The organism is Actinocatenispora thailandica (assembly GCF_016865425.1).
GTDB classification, from domain to species: Bacteria; Actinomycetota; Actinomycetes; order Mycobacteriales; family Micromonosporaceae; genus Actinocatenispora; species Actinocatenispora thailandica.
In genome coordinates, this window is sequence record NZ_AP023355.1 from 3992950 (window position 1) to 4007467 (window position 14518).

Annotated in this window: 11 protein-coding genes; 5 read left to right on the plus strand and 6 right to left on the minus strand. The window is 72.6% G+C overall.

Annotated elements, in window-relative coordinates; all coding sequences use genetic code 11:
* Positions 1-36: 36 nt before the first annotated feature.
* Entirely contained in the window at positions 37-3282 is a 3246-nt protein-coding gene (locus Athai_RS17810; RefSeq protein WP_239157017.1) for an efflux RND transporter permease subunit, read from the minus strand.
* Between the two features lie 178 nt (positions 3283-3460).
* Here Athai_RS17810 and Athai_RS17815 point away from each other — a divergent pair, with 178 nt between their 5' ends.
* The gene (locus Athai_RS17815) at positions 3461-3961 is read left to right on the plus strand and encodes a MarR family winged helix-turn-helix transcriptional regulator (protein WP_203962518.1); all 501 of its coding nucleotides are present in this window, start codon (positions 3461-3463) and stop codon (positions 3959-3961) included.
* Positions 3962-3977: 16 nt separating this feature from the next.
* Here the strand turns inward: Athai_RS17815 and Athai_RS17820 are convergent, their stop codons facing one another.
* Positions 3978-4919: a sigma-70 family RNA polymerase sigma factor gene (locus Athai_RS17820; protein WP_203962519.1), complete on the minus strand. Its 942-nt coding sequence runs from the start codon at positions 4917-4919 to the stop codon at positions 3978-3980.
* 324 nt (positions 4920-5243) lie between these two features.
* Here Athai_RS17820 and Athai_RS17825 point away from each other — a divergent pair, with 324 nt between their 5' ends.
* On the plus strand, positions 5244-6995 hold the full coding sequence (locus tag Athai_RS17825) for an AMP-binding protein (RefSeq protein WP_203962520.1): 1752 nt from the start codon (positions 5244-5246) through the stop codon (positions 6993-6995).
* Positions 6992-7189: a hypothetical protein gene (locus Athai_RS17830; RefSeq protein ID WP_203962521.1), complete on the plus strand. Its 198-nt coding sequence runs from the start codon at positions 6992-6994 to the stop codon at positions 7187-7189. The genes Athai_RS17825 and Athai_RS17830 overlap by 4 nt, the downstream gene beginning before the upstream one ends.
* A 22-nt stretch (positions 7190-7211) precedes the next feature.
* On the opposite strand, the gene Athai_RS17835 is transcribed toward Athai_RS17830, so the two are convergent.
* Positions 7212-7958, minus strand: a complete 747-nt coding sequence (locus Athai_RS17835) for a DUF4232 domain-containing protein (protein WP_203962522.1) — start codon at positions 7956-7958, stop codon at positions 7212-7214.
* A 195-nt stretch (positions 7959-8153) separates the two neighbouring features.
* Positions 8154-8786: a TetR/AcrR family transcriptional regulator gene (locus Athai_RS17840; RefSeq protein ID WP_203962523.1), complete on the minus strand. Its 633-nt coding sequence runs from the start codon at positions 8784-8786 to the stop codon at positions 8154-8156.
* A gap of 152 nt (positions 8787-8938) precedes the next feature.
* Here Athai_RS17840 and Athai_RS17845 point away from each other — a divergent pair, with 152 nt between their 5' ends.
* Together Athai_RS17845 and Athai_RS17850 are read left to right on the plus strand one after the other, a co-directional pair.
* Positions 8939-9997 carry an ABC transporter permease gene (locus Athai_RS17845; RefSeq protein WP_203962524.1) on the plus strand — a complete coding sequence of 353 codons (1059 nt, stop codon included), beginning with the start codon at positions 8939-8941 and terminating at the stop codon, positions 9995-9997.
* The gene (locus Athai_RS17850; protein WP_203962525.1) at positions 9994-11886 is read left to right on the plus strand and encodes an ATP-binding cassette domain-containing protein; all 1893 of its coding nucleotides are present in this window, start codon (positions 9994-9996) and stop codon (positions 11884-11886) included. The genes Athai_RS17845 and Athai_RS17850 overlap by 4 nt, the downstream gene beginning before the upstream one ends.
* Before the next feature lie 209 nt (positions 11887-12095).
* Here Athai_RS17850 and Athai_RS17855 read toward each other — a convergent pair whose 3' ends face one another.
* Positions 12096-13001: a MurR/RpiR family transcriptional regulator gene (locus Athai_RS17855; RefSeq protein ID WP_203962526.1), complete on the minus strand. Its 906-nt coding sequence runs from the start codon at positions 12999-13001 to the stop codon at positions 12096-12098.
* A gap of 118 nt (positions 13002-13119) precedes the next feature.
* Complete coding sequence (locus Athai_RS17860; protein WP_203962527.1) at positions 13120-14415, minus strand: exo-beta-N-acetylmuramidase NamZ family protein; 1296 nt, start codon at positions 14413-14415, stop codon at positions 13120-13122.
* Positions 14416-14518 lie beyond the last annotated feature (103 nt).

The window sequence follows — 14518 nt, forward strand, 5'->3', positions numbered from 1 at the left end:
ATCGGTGGCCGGACCCCGCCGCGCTTCGACCTGGCGTCAGTGCGCCCCGGCGCCGGCCGGTTCGCGCTCCTCGTCCAGCGGCGCCTCGGCCGCCTCCCGGCGCAGCCGACGCCTCTCCCGCCGGCCCTCCACCATCGTGTACAGCGCCGGCACCAGCAGCAGCGTCAGCAGCGTCGAGGACACCAGCCCACCGATCACCACGATCGCCAGCGGCTTCGAGATGAACCCGCCACCCCCGGTGAGCCCGAGCGACATCGGGATCAGCGCACAGATGGTCGCGGCGGCGGTCATCAGGATGGGCCGCAACCGGCGCCGGCCGCCCTCGACCACCGCGTCGGCCACCGACATCCCCTGCCGCCGGTACTGGTTGATCAGGTCCATCAACACGATCGCGTTCGTGACCACGATGCCGACCAGCATCAACAGGCCGATCAGCGACGCCACGCCCAGCGCGGTGTTGCTGGCCAGCAGCGCCACGATCGCACCGGTGGCCGCGAACGGCACCGACACCAGCAGGATCAGCGGCTGCACCAGCGAGCGGAACGTCGCGACCATGATGATGAACACGATCGCGATCGCGGCGAGCAGTGCGATCCCCAGCGACTTGAACGCGTCCGACTGGTCCGATCCGACGCCACCCATGCTCCAGTCGGCGCCGGTCGGCAGCTTGAGCGCATCCAGCTTCTTCGTCAGGTCGGAGGTGACCTGGCCGGTGTTGCTGCTGGTCGCCGTCGCGGAGATGGTCGCGCTGCGGTTCCGGTCGGTGTGCGAGATCGTCACCGGACCGTTGACCTGCTTGACCGTCGCCACGCGGGACAGCGGCACGGTACCGGTCGCCGTCGGTACCGGCAGCGCCTTGAGCTTGTCCAGCGTGGCCGGTGCCGCACCGGTCCGGACCACCACGTTGCGGTCCGCCCCGTTCAGTTCGATCTTCGCCGCCGGCGCGCCCTGGAACGCCTGCTGCACCAGCTGGGTGATCGCGGTGTCGGTCAACCCGTACCGGGCCGCCTCCCGGTGGTCGACGGTCACCTGCACCTGCGGGTTGGTGGGCGCCAGGTCGCTCTCCACGTCACTGAGCCGGCCGGTGTGCCGGAAAGCGTCCTGGACCTGCTTCGCCGCCGTGCGCAGCGTCTGGTCGTCCGGCGCGGTCACCACCACCTGCACCCTGCTCGCACCGAAGCCCGTGACGTCCCCGAACGTCACGTCACCGACACCGGACAGCTGGTCGATGTCGTGCCGCAGCGAGTCCGACAGCTTGTCGGTGTCGGTGCCCTCGGTCACGGTGACCTGGAAGCTCGCCTGGTTGGCACTGCCGGCGCCGAAGCCGCTGGATCCGACGGTCGCCTGGTACGACTTGATGTCCGCGTGCCGGCGCAGCACGCCCTCGATCTTCTTGGCCGCGTCGCTGGTCGCCGCCAGGCTGGTGCCGACCGGCATCTTCTCGGACAGGCTCAGGGTGTCCTGGCCGGACGAGTCGAGCAGGTTGGTCTTGAGCCCCGGAGCGAGCGCGAGCGTGCCGACGAACACCACGACGGCGATCAGTACGGTGACGAACCGGTGCCGGGTGGCGAACCGGATGACCGGCACGTACGCCCGTTGCAGCGGGCTGCGCCGCTCCTTCTCCACCGCCTTCTGGCGGGCCAGGTCGGCCTCGGCCGGCGAGACCCGCTTCGGCGCCTTGAGGAACCAGTACGCCAGCACCGGGGTGATGGTCAGCGCGACCAGCAGCGAGGCCAGCAGCGCCACCACCACGGTGATCGCGAACGGTGCGAACAGCTCGCCGACCATGCCGCCGACCAGCCCGATCGGCAGGAACACCGCGACCGTGGTCAGCGTCGACGAGGTGATCGCGCCGGCCACCTCGCGCACCCCGGACAGCACCGCATCGCGCTTGGGTTCGCCGTACCCGAGATGTCGCTTGACGTTCTCCAGCACCACGATCGAGTCGTCCACCACCCGGCCGATCGCGATGGTCAACCCGCCCAGCGTCAGCAGGTTGAGGGTGTCGCCCTTCAGCCACATCACCAGCAGCGCGATCATCACCGACACCGGGATGCTGACCACGGTGACCAGCGTCGCCCGGACCGACAGCAGGAAGATCAGGATCACCACGACGGCGAAGAGCAGGCCCAGCATGCCCTCGGTGAACAGGTCCTTGATCGACTTCTGCACGTAGGGAGCCTGGTCGGAGACGATGGTCAACTCGCCGCCGCGGCCCAGGTCGGACGTGAGGTCGGACAGCTCGTCGCGCACCTTGTTGGAGATCGCGACCGCGTTGCCGTTCGGCTTCATGGTGATCGACACGCCGAGGCTCGGCTTGCCGTTGGTACGGGTCAGCGACGTCGCCGCCGACTCGGTGACCTTGACGCTCGCCACGTCACCCAGCCGTACCGGCTTCGCGGCGTGCTGCCCGCCCTGCTGGCCGGAGCCCTGCTGGCCGGGCTGGCCCGCACCCGGTCCGCTGCCGCCCTGCTGCCCGGCGCCGGCCGACGCGGCCGCCGGTGACAGGTAGAGGTCCTTGATCTGCTGGACCGAGTCGAACTTGCCGCCGACCTGCACCGACAGGCTCTTGTCGCCCTCGGTGAGGGTGCCGGCCGAGGCCTGCGCACCCGCCCCCTGCAACGCGGTGATCACCGCGGTCGGTGCGAGGCCGGCCTTGGCCAGCTTCGCGGTGTCCGGCGTGATCGTGACCTGCTGGTCGCGCACCCCGGTCACGGCGGCGTCCTTGACCCCGTCGATCTTGCGCAGCTTCGGCGCGATCGTGTCGGTCAGCCGCTGGCCGAGCTGCTGCTGGGACAGCGACCCGGACGCGGCGAGCGTGACCACCGGCAGCGAGTCGGTGCTGCCGGCGAACACGTTGGTCTGCGCACCGTCGGGCAGCCGCGAGTCGATCCGGTTGACCGCCTGCTCGATCTTGTTGGTCGCATCGTCCAGGTTGGTGCCGTACTCGAACTGGGCCAGTACGGTGGCGGAGCCGGACTGCGAGGTCGACGTGACGCTCTCCAGGTTCGGTACCGCCTGGATGGCGTCCTCGATCGGGGTGGTGACCTGCTCCTCGACCACCTGCGGCGAGGCACCCTGATCGGTGATCATCACCGCCGCGATCGGGAACTGCAGCGACGGCAGCAGTTGCTGCCGCAGTGATGGAATGGAGTACGCCCCGAAGCCGATGATCACGACGGTGATCAGGGCGACGAGGCTACGGTTGGCGAGACTGAGCCGGGACAGCAGCCACATACTGGCTTTCCCCTCGTTGTCCGGGGCCGCGGGCGAGGTGCCCATCTGCGATCTGACCGCGGTGATCGCGCCGCCACACGGACCCGCCAGTCCGGCGCGCGGCCTCGATCACTAGTACGGTTCAGAGAAACAGTTTGGCTGACCCGAAGTATCCGGTCGGCACCGACCCCCGGTCCGACACGGAAAGTGGCCGGACGGATACCAGACGGATGGGGAGACGGACGTGGCCACCGGCGACGAGCTGATCGGCAGGATCCTGGCGGACGGGCGGCGGCTGCAGCAGGCCGCGACCCGGTTGCGACCCAGCCCGATGCTCGACCTCAACCTCACCATGCAGCAGCTCAAGGTGCTGATCGCGCTGGCCCGCGGCGCCAGCTCCGGCCAGGCGCTCACCGAGGTGCTCGGCGTCCGGCTCGCCACCGTCACCGGCATCGTCGACCGGCTCGCCGCCCAGCAGCTGGTCAGCCGGCGGGAGGATCCGCACGACCGGCGGGTGCGGCGGGTGGAACTGACCGCCGCCGGCCGCCGGCTGCTGGACCGGCTCAACGAGGCCGGCGAGTTCGCCACCCGACGGCTGCTGGAACGACTCGACACCGACGGCCTGCGCACCGTCGCGGCGGCGATCCGGTTGCTCTGCGAGGCCGCCGAGGACGAGGCCGGCCGCGACGAGACGGCGGCCGGACACGAAACGACGGCCGACCCGCTGCGGGGTCGGCCGTCGTGACGGTCGTGTTGGCTGGTCAGGCTGCGTCCAGGCCACCGGAACCGGCCAGCTCGCGCAGCCGGTGCAGCGCCTGGATCTCCAGCTGCCGGATCCGCTCCCGGGACAGCGAGAACCGCTGCGCCACCTCGGTGAGCGAGTGCTCCCGGCCGTCGTCCAGCCCGTACCGGGCGCGGACGATCCCGGCGGAGCGGTCGTCCAGGTGGCCGAGCAGGCCGTCCACCCGGTCGCGCTCCATCCCGGCCAGCACCAGGTCCTCCGGGCTGGGCGAGTCGGTGTCGGCCACCAGGTCACCGAGGTTGGTGTCGCCGTCGTCGCCCACCGGGGTGTCCAGCGACACGGTGTCCTGCGACCAGCGCTTGAGTTCGTTGATCCGCTCGACGCTGACCCCGAGCGCCTTCGCCAGCTGCTCGGCCTCGGGCTCCTGGCCCAGTTCACGGGTGAGCTGACGGGTCATGTTGCGCATCCGGTTGACGTCCTCGACCAGGTGCACCGGCAGCCGCACGGTGCGCTCCTGCTGCGCGATGGCCCGGCTGATCGCCTGCCGGATCCACCACGTCGCGTAGGTGGAGAACTTGAACCCGCGCTCGTAGTCGAACTTCTCGACCGCGCGGACCAGACCGGTGTTGCCCTCCTGGATCAGGTCGAGCATCGGCATGCCGCTGCGCACGTACCGCCGGGCGATGGAGACGACGAGCCGCAGGTTCGCCTTGACGAACTGCTCCTTGGCCCGCTGCCCCTCGACGACCAGCCGGGTCAGCTCCGGCTTGGACGCGCCGCGCACCGTCTGTCCTGCTTCGAGCAGCTTGTCGGCATAGAGGCCCGCCTCGACCGACTTGGCCAGATCGACCTCACCGGCCGCGTCCAGCAACGGCGTCTTGGAAATCTCGTGCAGGTAGACACCGACGAGGTCGCGCTCCTCGGCGACTTCGTCTGTGCGGATACCCGTGTCGTTCGCCACGTTCGCCGTCCTCCCGTTGTGCTGAGCTGCCCGCTGTGCGCCCTGCCACTGCGTACAACGTCCTACCGACCGGGCTGATTCCGAGCTAGGGTGTATGGCCCATCACCGCAACCGGCTGCCCCCGCGGCCGATCCGGTAGTCTCCCGGTCCCTTCATGTAACCGTCCTCGCCTGCGGCCAAGCCTGGTAGAGACTGGGAGAAAGCTGAAAACCTCTCCGACGGCCCCGCCACGCCTTCCGGCGCACCAGACTGTTGCCAGGCTCGCCGACTCCCCGAGCATCGAGCCCACCCGCAACACTGGTTAGACGTCCGAGAGGGGCGCGCATGGCACACAGTGAGACGACGACCACTCCAACCGGTGACGGCACGGCGTTATTCCGCGCGGCCCGAGACTTCCTGCTGGCCCACCGCGAGGACTACGAGCAGGCCTACCGCGACTTCCACTGGCCGGCGCTGACCGGCTTCAACTGGGCCCGCGACTGGTTCGACGCGGTACTGGCGGCGGAACGGCCCGACCAGATCGCCCTGCGAGTCGTCGAGGAGGACGGCAGCGACACCGAACTCACCTTTGCCGACCTGAGCGAACGGTCCACCCAACTGGCCGCCTGGCTGGCCACCGAAGGGGTCGCCCGCAACGAGCGGGTCATCGTGATGCTCGGCAACCAGATCGAGCTGTGGGAGACGCTGCTGGCCCTGATGCGCCTCGGCGCGGTCGTCATCCCGGCGACCACCCTGCTCGGCCCCGCCGACCTGCGCGACCGGATACACCGCGGCGAGGCACGGCACGTGGTGGCCCGCGCCGCCGACGCGGCGAAGTTCGCCGACGTGCCTGGCTCCTACACCCGGATCGCGGTCGGCGAACCGGTCGAGGGCTGGCTGCGTTATGCCGACGCGTACGGGTTTCCCGGCAGCCCGCCGGAGCCGGAGACCGCCGCGACCGACCCGCTGCTGCTCTACTTCACCTCCGGTACCACCGCACAGCCGAAACTGGTCGAGCACACCCACCAGAGCTACCCGGTCGGGCACCTGTCGACGATGTACTGGCTGGGGCTGCAGCCCGGCGACGTGCACCTGAACATCTCCTCGCCGGGCTGGGCGAAACACGCCTGGAGCAACCTGTTCGCGCCGTGGAACGCCGGCGCGACCGTGCTGGTCTACAACTACCAGCGGTTCGACCCGGCAGCGCTGATGGGCGTGCTGCGCGACGCGGCGGTGACCACCTTCTGCGCCCCGCCCACCGTGTGGCGGATGCTCATCCAGGCCGACCTGTCCGCCGCCCGGCTGAGCCTGCGCGAGGTGGCGAGCGCCGGCGAGCCGCTCAACCCGGAGGTCATCGAGCAGGTCCGGCGCGGGTGGGGGCTCACCATCCGGGACGGGTACGGCCAGACCGAGACCACCTGCCAGATCGGCAACCCGCCGGGCGCGCCGCTCAAGCTGGGCTCGATGGGCCGGCCGCTGCCCGGCTACCGGATCATGCTGGTCGACCCGGCGACCGACGCGGTGGTGACCGACCCCGGGGTGGAGGGCGAGATCTGCATCGACCTGGACCATCGGCCGGTGGCGCTGATGACCGGGTACCGGGACGACCCGGAGCGCGGGGCGGAGGCGATGCGCGGGGCGCGCTACCACACCGGCGACGTGGCGAGCCGGGACGCCGACGGCTACCTGACCTACGTGGGGCGGGCCGACGACGTGTTCAAGGCGTCGGACTACAAGATCTCGCCGTTCGAGCTGGAGAGCGTGCTGCTGGAGCACCCGGCGGTGGCCGAGGCGGCGGTGGTGCCGGGCCCCGACCCGGTCCGCCTCGCCGTCCCCAAGGCGTACGTGGTGCTCGCCGCCGGGGCGGCGCCCGACGCGGCGACCGCGCGCGACATCCTGCGCTACGCCCGGGAGCACCTGGCGCCGTACAAGCGGGTACGGCGGCTGGAGTTCGCCGAGCTGCCGAAGACCATCTCGGGCAAGATCCGCCGGGTCGACCTGCGCCGGCGCGAGGAGCAGGTGCACGGCACCGGTGTCGACGCCGCGGTGCGCTCGCCGAACGAGTACTGGGAAGAGGACCTCACCGACAGCCCGTGACCGCGACTCCGGCGCCGGAGGACCCGGACCGGGCCGAGCCGGGCCTGGGCCGGGTCCAGGCCGAGCCGGGCCTGGGCCGGGTCCGGGCCGAGCCGAGCGTGGGCCGGGTCCGGGCCTGGGCCGGGTCCGGGAGACGTTCCTGGGCCGGGGTGCGGCACCAGCCGACCCTGCGGGCCCTCCCGGCGGTCGGCTGACACGAGCCGGCGCGAGGGCGGGTCAGCCGCCCGCGGTGGGGCCGGAGCCGGCCGCCAGGGCGGCGACGGTGATCGCGCCGTGGCCGCAGACCGGGCCGTACGACCAGCCGGCTCGCACCGACCCGGAAACGCCGGGCAGCGCGACCCGCAGCCCGTGCGGGGGCGGCTCGCAGTTGCCGGTCTGCGACTCGCCGCTGCCGGCCACCGCGCCCCAGCTGGCCGCGGCGTACATGCTGGCGTGCGCCTTGAGCGTCACGGTGCTCGGCCGCTTGGCGGTGTCGTGGGTGACCGAGGTGCTGATCTTGCCACCGGTCGCGGACACCAGCTGCAGGCCGACGTAGCCGGACGACTGACAGCTCGCACCGGTGTTGGTCAGGATGATCGAGGCATGGTGGGTGCCGGCGGCGGCACCGAGCGGCCGTACGGTCGCCTTCACCTGTCCGGGCCGGCACCGCTTCGACGCCGGTACCGCACCGCCACCGGAAGCCGCGGTCGAGCCGGCCCCGGAACCCTGACCGCCGGACGACGGGCCGCCCGAGCCGGTCTTCCCCGACGATCCGGACTTGCCGGACGATCCGGAGCCGGCCGAGACGTGCAGGCCGCCGCTCGGGGTGGGGCTGCCGGCGTGCGACGCGTGGCCGGCGGAGCCCTTGCCGGAACCGGACGCGTCGTCGTGCGACGAGCCGCACCCGGCCAGCAGCAGGGCCGCCACCGCGGCGGCACCGGCGGCGGCTGCGCGGCCGTTCGACCACCAGTGACGAGTACTCATCGGTGCCTCCTCGGCGGTGCCCGTACCGATGGGAAGTGCCCGTTGATCGTAGGTTCTGTGGTGATTTCGCGCAGCCCGCAAGACCGAATCGACGCCGACCCGGGATGCTTCGGCACGCGGCACGCGGCACGGTCGCGTCCGCAGCCGCCGGGCGGATGCCCCGCCCGGCGCCACCAGACCGCCGGCCGGGGACGGTCACCCCAGCGGGGCACCGGGCGGGTCGAGCGGGCCGGTCAGGTAGTGCTGGACGACCGGACCCACCCAGCGCACCAGGTCCTCCAGGTCGGCGGAGGCCAGCGGTTCGATCGCCAGTACGTGCCGGGCGAGGGCGAGGCCGACCAGGTGCGAGGCGGCCAGCGTGGCCCGCAGCGCCGCCCGGTCCCCGCCGGCGCCGGCCACCAGCGGGCCGAGGACCTCGGCACTGAGCGCCTCGCGCAGGGTGCGCGCCGCCTGGTCGTGGGAGAGCACCGAGGCGACCAACGCCCGTAACTGACGGTTGCTCGCCGGGTGTTGCCAGAGCCCGAGGTAGAGCCGGACCAGCCGGGCGCCGAGGTCGGCCCGGTCGCCGGCGGCGAGCAACCCGATCGCCTGCCGTACCTCGCCCGGCAGCTGCATCGCGGCCGCGAACAGGTCGTACTTGGTGCCGAAGTAGTGGTGCAGCAGTGCCGGGTCGACGTCGGCCGCGGCGGCGACGCGGCGCATCGTGGCGGCCGTGTACCCGTGCGCGGCGAACTGTTCGCGCGCCGCGTCCAGGATCTGCTCCCGGGTGCGCTGCTCCCCCGGCCGGCGCCCGACCGGGCGCCGGCGGCCGGTCGGGCGGTCGGTCATGCCCCGAGCCTAGCGAAAACTCATCGGCTGTTGAATTGCCCGCCGGTCGCGATTACCGTGCTGTACAGGGGATCCGACCGGGGTGCGCGTCGCCCCGGGTGCGCCGAGCAAGGCCGACCGCAGTCGCCGCCGGCCGGACAAGGACTGCGCGGATGCGGGCGATGGTGCTCAAGGAGTTCCTGGAACTCCGCCGGGACAAGCGGACGATGGCGATGATCATCGGGCTGCCGGTGTTGCTGCTGGTGATCTTCGGGTACGCGGCGAGCTTCCACGTCGACCGCCTCGACACCGACGTGTACGGGCCGAACGCCGCGCAGGTCGCCGGCCGGCTGCCCGCGCCGTACCACGTCGCCACGGTCGATCCCGGCGGCGATGCGAGCCGGGCACGGGCCCGGTTGCGCGACCGCCGGGCGGATGTCGTGGTGGTGGCCGGCTCCGCCGGCAACGTCGCGTACGTGGACGGCTCGAACCTGTTCGCCGCGCAGGCCGCGGTGGCCGCGGCCGGCCGCACCGCGGGGCTGCTGACCCCGCGGGTGCTGTTCAACCCGCGGCTCGAGACGTCCTGGGTGATGGTGCCGTCGCTGGTCGGGATGATCCTCGCGTTCGTCGGCACCATCGTCACCGCGATCGGGCTGGTCCGCGAGCGGCAGGCCGGCACGCTGGAGCAGCTCGCGGTGATGCCGTTCCGGCCGGCCGACGTGATCGCCGGCAAGATCGTGCCGTACTTCGCGCTCGCCGCGTTCGACATGGTGCTGGTGACCGTGCTCGGCTGCCTGCTGTTCGGGGTCCCGTTCGCCGGCAACGTCGCGGTGTTCGCCCTCGGCGCGGCGCTGTTCCTGTTCGTGGTGCTCGGCGTCGGCGTGCTGATCTCGACCGTGTCGCGCAACCAGGGGCAGGCGATGCAGCTCGCGCTGATGGTGATGCTGCCGCAGATCCTGCTGTCCGGGATGATCTTCCCGCTGGAGTCGATGGCCGCCGGGGTGCGCTGGATCGGCTACCTGCTGCCGCTGACCTGGTTCAACAAGATCGCCAACGGCGTGATGCTGCGGGACGCCTCGCTCGCCTCGCTGGCCCTGCCGCTGCTGGTCCTGACCGGCATGGCCGTGCTGGTCTTCGGCGCCGCCGTGCTCCGGTTCCGCCGCGACCTCGCGCCGGCGATGCCGGGCGCGCCGAGCGAGCAGGACGTGGCCGGCGAGGTGGCGGCGCGATGACCCCGGCCGGCCGCTCGGCGGGCGGTGCCGGTCCGGCCGCCGACGGCGCAGGCGGTGCCGGGGCGGCGGGTTCGGGCGCTCCCGCGGCGGCGGGTGCGGACTGGGGCGCCTACCGGCTCACCGTCGCCTACCGCGGGCGGCCGGCGCTGTCCGAGGTGACCTTCCCGGTACCGCGCGGAACGGTCACCGCCGTCGTGGGCGGCGACGGCGCGGGCAAGACGACGCTGCTGCGCGCGCTGGTGGGGGCGGTACGCCCGGCGGCCGGCCAGGTGCGCGCACCGGTGCCGGCCGAGTGCGGCTTCCTGGCCACCGGCGCGGCCGGGGTCTGGGCCGAGCTGACCGTCGCCGAGAACATCGCGTTCGTGGCCGCCGCGTACCGGCTGCACGGTGGCGAGCTGGCGCGGCGCCGCGACGAGTTGCTCGCCGCGGCGGGCCTGGCCGACGCGCGCCACCGGACGGCGGCGCGGCTGTCCGGCGGGATGCGGGCGAAGCTCGCGTTCTGCCTCGCGCTGCTGCACCGGCCGCGGCTGCTGGTCCTCGACGAACCGAGCACCGGCGTCGACCCGGTCAGCCGGATCGACCTGTGGCGGCTGATCTCGCGTACCGCCGCGGACGGTACCGCCGTCGCGATGGCCACCAGCTACCTGGACGAGGCCGAGCGCGCCGGCTCGGTCCTGGTGCTCGACGCCGGCCGACCGATCGCCGCCGGGACGCCGGACCAGGTCGTCGCGGCGGCACCCGGTACCGTCACCGCGCCGTTCGGGTCCGGGCCGCCGGCCGACCGGGCGGTCGGCTGGCGACGTGGCCGCCAGCGGCGCGGCTGGCATCCCGGCCCGCCGCGACCCGGCGACCGGCGCGTCCGCCCCGACCTGGAGGACGCGGTCATCGCGGCGACGCTGGCCGCCCGGTTCGATGCGCGGCCGACCGGAGCGAGACCGGCCCCGGCGCCGCCGGAGCGGTCCGCGCCCCCGACCCGTACCGAACGCTCGCCCGGCCCGGCGGATCGGCGGTACCGGATGAGTGCCCCGGTGCTGGTCGCGGCCCGGGCGGTGAGCAAGAACTACGGCCCGCTCGCCGCCGTGCGTGAGCTGTCGCTGTCGGTGTCGGCTGGCGAGATCGTCGGTTTGCTCGGCGCCAACGGTGCCGGGAAGACGACGCTGCTGAAGATGCTGCTCGGCCTCGTGGTGCCCAGTTCCGGGACGGTGAGCGTGTTCGGCCGCACGCCGTCCCGGGCGACCCGGGGCCGGCTCGGCTACGTACCCCAGGGGCTCGGCCTGTGGCCGACGCTGACGGTGCGGGAGAACCTGGCGTTCGCCGCGGCGGCGTTCCGGGCCGGCGCGGCACCCGTACCGACCGGCCCGCTCGCCGAGGTCGCCGACCGGCTGGTCGCCGACCTCGGCCTCGGGCTGCAGCGCCAGCTCGCGTTCGCGGCCGCCCTGCACCACCGTCTCGACCTGCTGGTACTGGACGAACCGACGTCCGGGGTGGACCCGCTGTCCCGGGCCCGGCTCTGGGACACGGTGCACGAGCAGGCCGAGTCCGGCGCCGGGGTGCTGGTCACCACGCACCACCTGCAGGAGGCGCAGGAGTGCGACCGGCTGGTGCTGCTGTCGGCCGGTCGCCTGGTCGCCGCCGGAACCGAGGACGAGATCGTCGCCGGTACCACCGCGTGCGAGGTGCTGAGCGGCGACTGGGCGGCCTCCTTCACCGCGCTGGAGGCGGCGCGGCTCGCCGTGACCCTCGCCGGTCGCCGGGTCCGGCTGGCCGACACCGATCCGGCGGACGTGCGCGCGGTCCTGGCGCGCGCCGGGATCCGAGCCGAGGTCCGGTCGGTGCCGGCGACGCTGGAGGAGACGATGATCCGCATCGACCGCGGTCCGCGGGGCTGAGCGCGTTCGGCACACCCCGCCCGGAGCCGCTGGCCCCCGCCGTGCGGGGCTGAACGCGTTCGGTGCACCCCCGCACGGAGTCGCTGGCCCCGCCGCGCGGGGCTGGGCCGGGTTCGGCGCACCCTACCCGGGGGCTTTCCCCGCCGCGCGGGACTGGGCCGGGTTGGGCACGGCGCTCGCGGCGGGCCGGTCGGTTCGCCGCCGGTCCGTCAGCCGCGACGGCGGTTGGCGGTGGCGCGGCGGGACGCGACCGCCTCGGCGGTGGCCTCCAGATTGCGCTTGGTGCGGGTGCGGTTCTTCGCCGCGACGCCGACGAACAGGCAGTCCACCACGGTCAGCTGGGCCAGCCGGCTCGCCATCGCGCCCGACCGGTAGGTGGTCTCGCGCGCCGCGGTGGTCAGCACCACGTCGGCCACCTCGGCGATCGGCGACCGGGGGTAGTTGGTCAGCGCGATCGTGGTGGCGCCCTGCCGGCGGGCCTGGCCGAGCACGTCGACGCAGTCGGTGGTGGTACCGGTGTGCGAGATGCCGAGCGCGACATCGCCCTTGCCCAGCAGCGCGGCGCTGGTCAGCGCGGTGTGCGTGTCCGGCCAGTAGAACGCGGTCCGGCCGATGCGGTGCAGCTTCTGCTGGAAGTCGGCGGCCACCGAGCCGCTCGCGCCGACGCCGAACACGTCGACTCGGCCGGCCGCGGACAGCACCGCCACCGCCTGCTCGCAGGCGGCGACGTCGAGCTGCTCGGCGGTCTCCTCGACCGCCCGCGCGTCGTTGAACGAGATGGTCGCGATGATCTGCGCCATGTCCGCGCCCGGCGGGATGTCGCCGCCGACCACCCGGGCGTCCGGCGGCTCGACCCGGCGGGCCGCCTCGGCCGCCAGCCGGATCCGCAGCTGCGGGTAGCCGCTCATGCCGACCGAGCGGCAGAACCGGATCACCGTCGCCTCGGACGTACCGGCGGCCGACGCCAGCTCGGTGATGGTCTGCCGCGCGGCGGCGGCCGGATCGGCGATCACCAGGCGGGCGACTCGCTGCTCGGCCGGCGACAGCGCCGGCAGCAGCCCGCTGACATGAACGATCAGGCCGCCGGGCGCGGCATCGTTGGCAGTCCTGGACACTGGCGAGGCACCTCGATCTCTCCGACGGCTCGGTCAGCCGGTGCTGGGACCAGTGTCGCAGTCGACGGTTGCGCTCCGACACCGATGCTGGTACACCTCGGCCGGCGCTCAGTAAAACTCATCGTCCGGGACCGGAGTACAGCAGGTAGCGACGACGCCGGGCGCGGAACGCCGACAATTCGCTCGACCAGGCATCTACCACCTCCGACGCGCTCGCGCCGTCGTCGATCATCGTCCGCAGCCGGGGCGAACCGGTCAGCTTGTCCACCCAGTACGGCCGGACCGGGTCGTAGTCGTCGTAGCGCCAGGCGAACCCGTCGTACTTCTTCGCCTCGACCAGCATGGTGACCGCGGTGGCGATGGGGTCGTACCGGGCGGCGTCGACGATCTGCACCTCGGTGCCGTTGCACAGGGTGTTGGCGTACTTGTTGAAGGTCGGGGTGAAGTAGGCCTCGCGGAAGCGCACGCCGGGCAGGTCGGCGGCGTTGAGCCGGTCGGTCCAGTGATAGTCGAGGTAGGGCGCGCCGATCAGCTCGAACGGCCGGGTCGTGCCGCGCCCCTCGGCGGCGTTGGTGCCCTCGAACATGCAGGTACCCGGGTAGACCAGGGCGGAGGTCTGGGTCGGCATGTTCGGGCTGGGCAGCACCCACGGCAGGTAGGTCAGGTCGGTGCCGAGCTGGTCGGTGCGCCAGTTGCTCACCCGCACCACGGACAGCTCGACCGGCCGGCCGGCGGCGGCCGGCAGGAACTCGCCGTTGTAGAACCGGGCCAGCTCGCCGGTGGTCATCCCGTGCTGCTGGACGATCTCCTTCTTGCCCACCCCGGACTCGTAGCCGGCCGTCATCATCGGGCCGAATGCCCTGCCGCCACAGGGATTCGGTCGATCCAGCACCACGTAGCGCAGGCCGAGCCGGGCCGCCGCCACCATCGAGTCGTACAACGTCCAGATGTAGGTGTAGAAGCGGGCCCCGACGTCCTGGATGTCGTAGACGACGGTGTCGATGCCGGCCTTGCGGAACATCGACGCCCAGTCGTCCTGGCTCGCCCCGTACGCGTCGTAGACGGTCAGGCCGGTGCGCGGGTCGGTGCTGGTGCCCTCGGAGCTGCCGGCCTGCGCCGAGCCGCGGAAGCCGTGCTCGGGCCCGAAGACCCCGACGATGTCGACGGTGCCACCGGCCACCATCAGGTCGACGGCATGCCGGTACGACGAGTCGACACCGGTCGGGTTGGAGACCATGCCGACCTTCCCGCCGGCGAGTGCCTTCCAGCCGTCGTCGATCAGGTTCTGCAGGCCGGTACGCACCTGCTTGTGCCCGCCCGGATGTGCCGCGGCCGGTGCGGCGCCGGCGCCCATCGTGGTGGCGCCGGCCGCCACCGTGCCGGCCGCCGCCGACAGCAACGCGCGTCGTCTCATCGACCCTCACCCACATTCCACCCGGCCGGCCCGATACCGACGCCGTTTCGGAAATTACAATCACGATGGGTACAGGTCAAGAAAATCGCTTTCAGCAACCAAT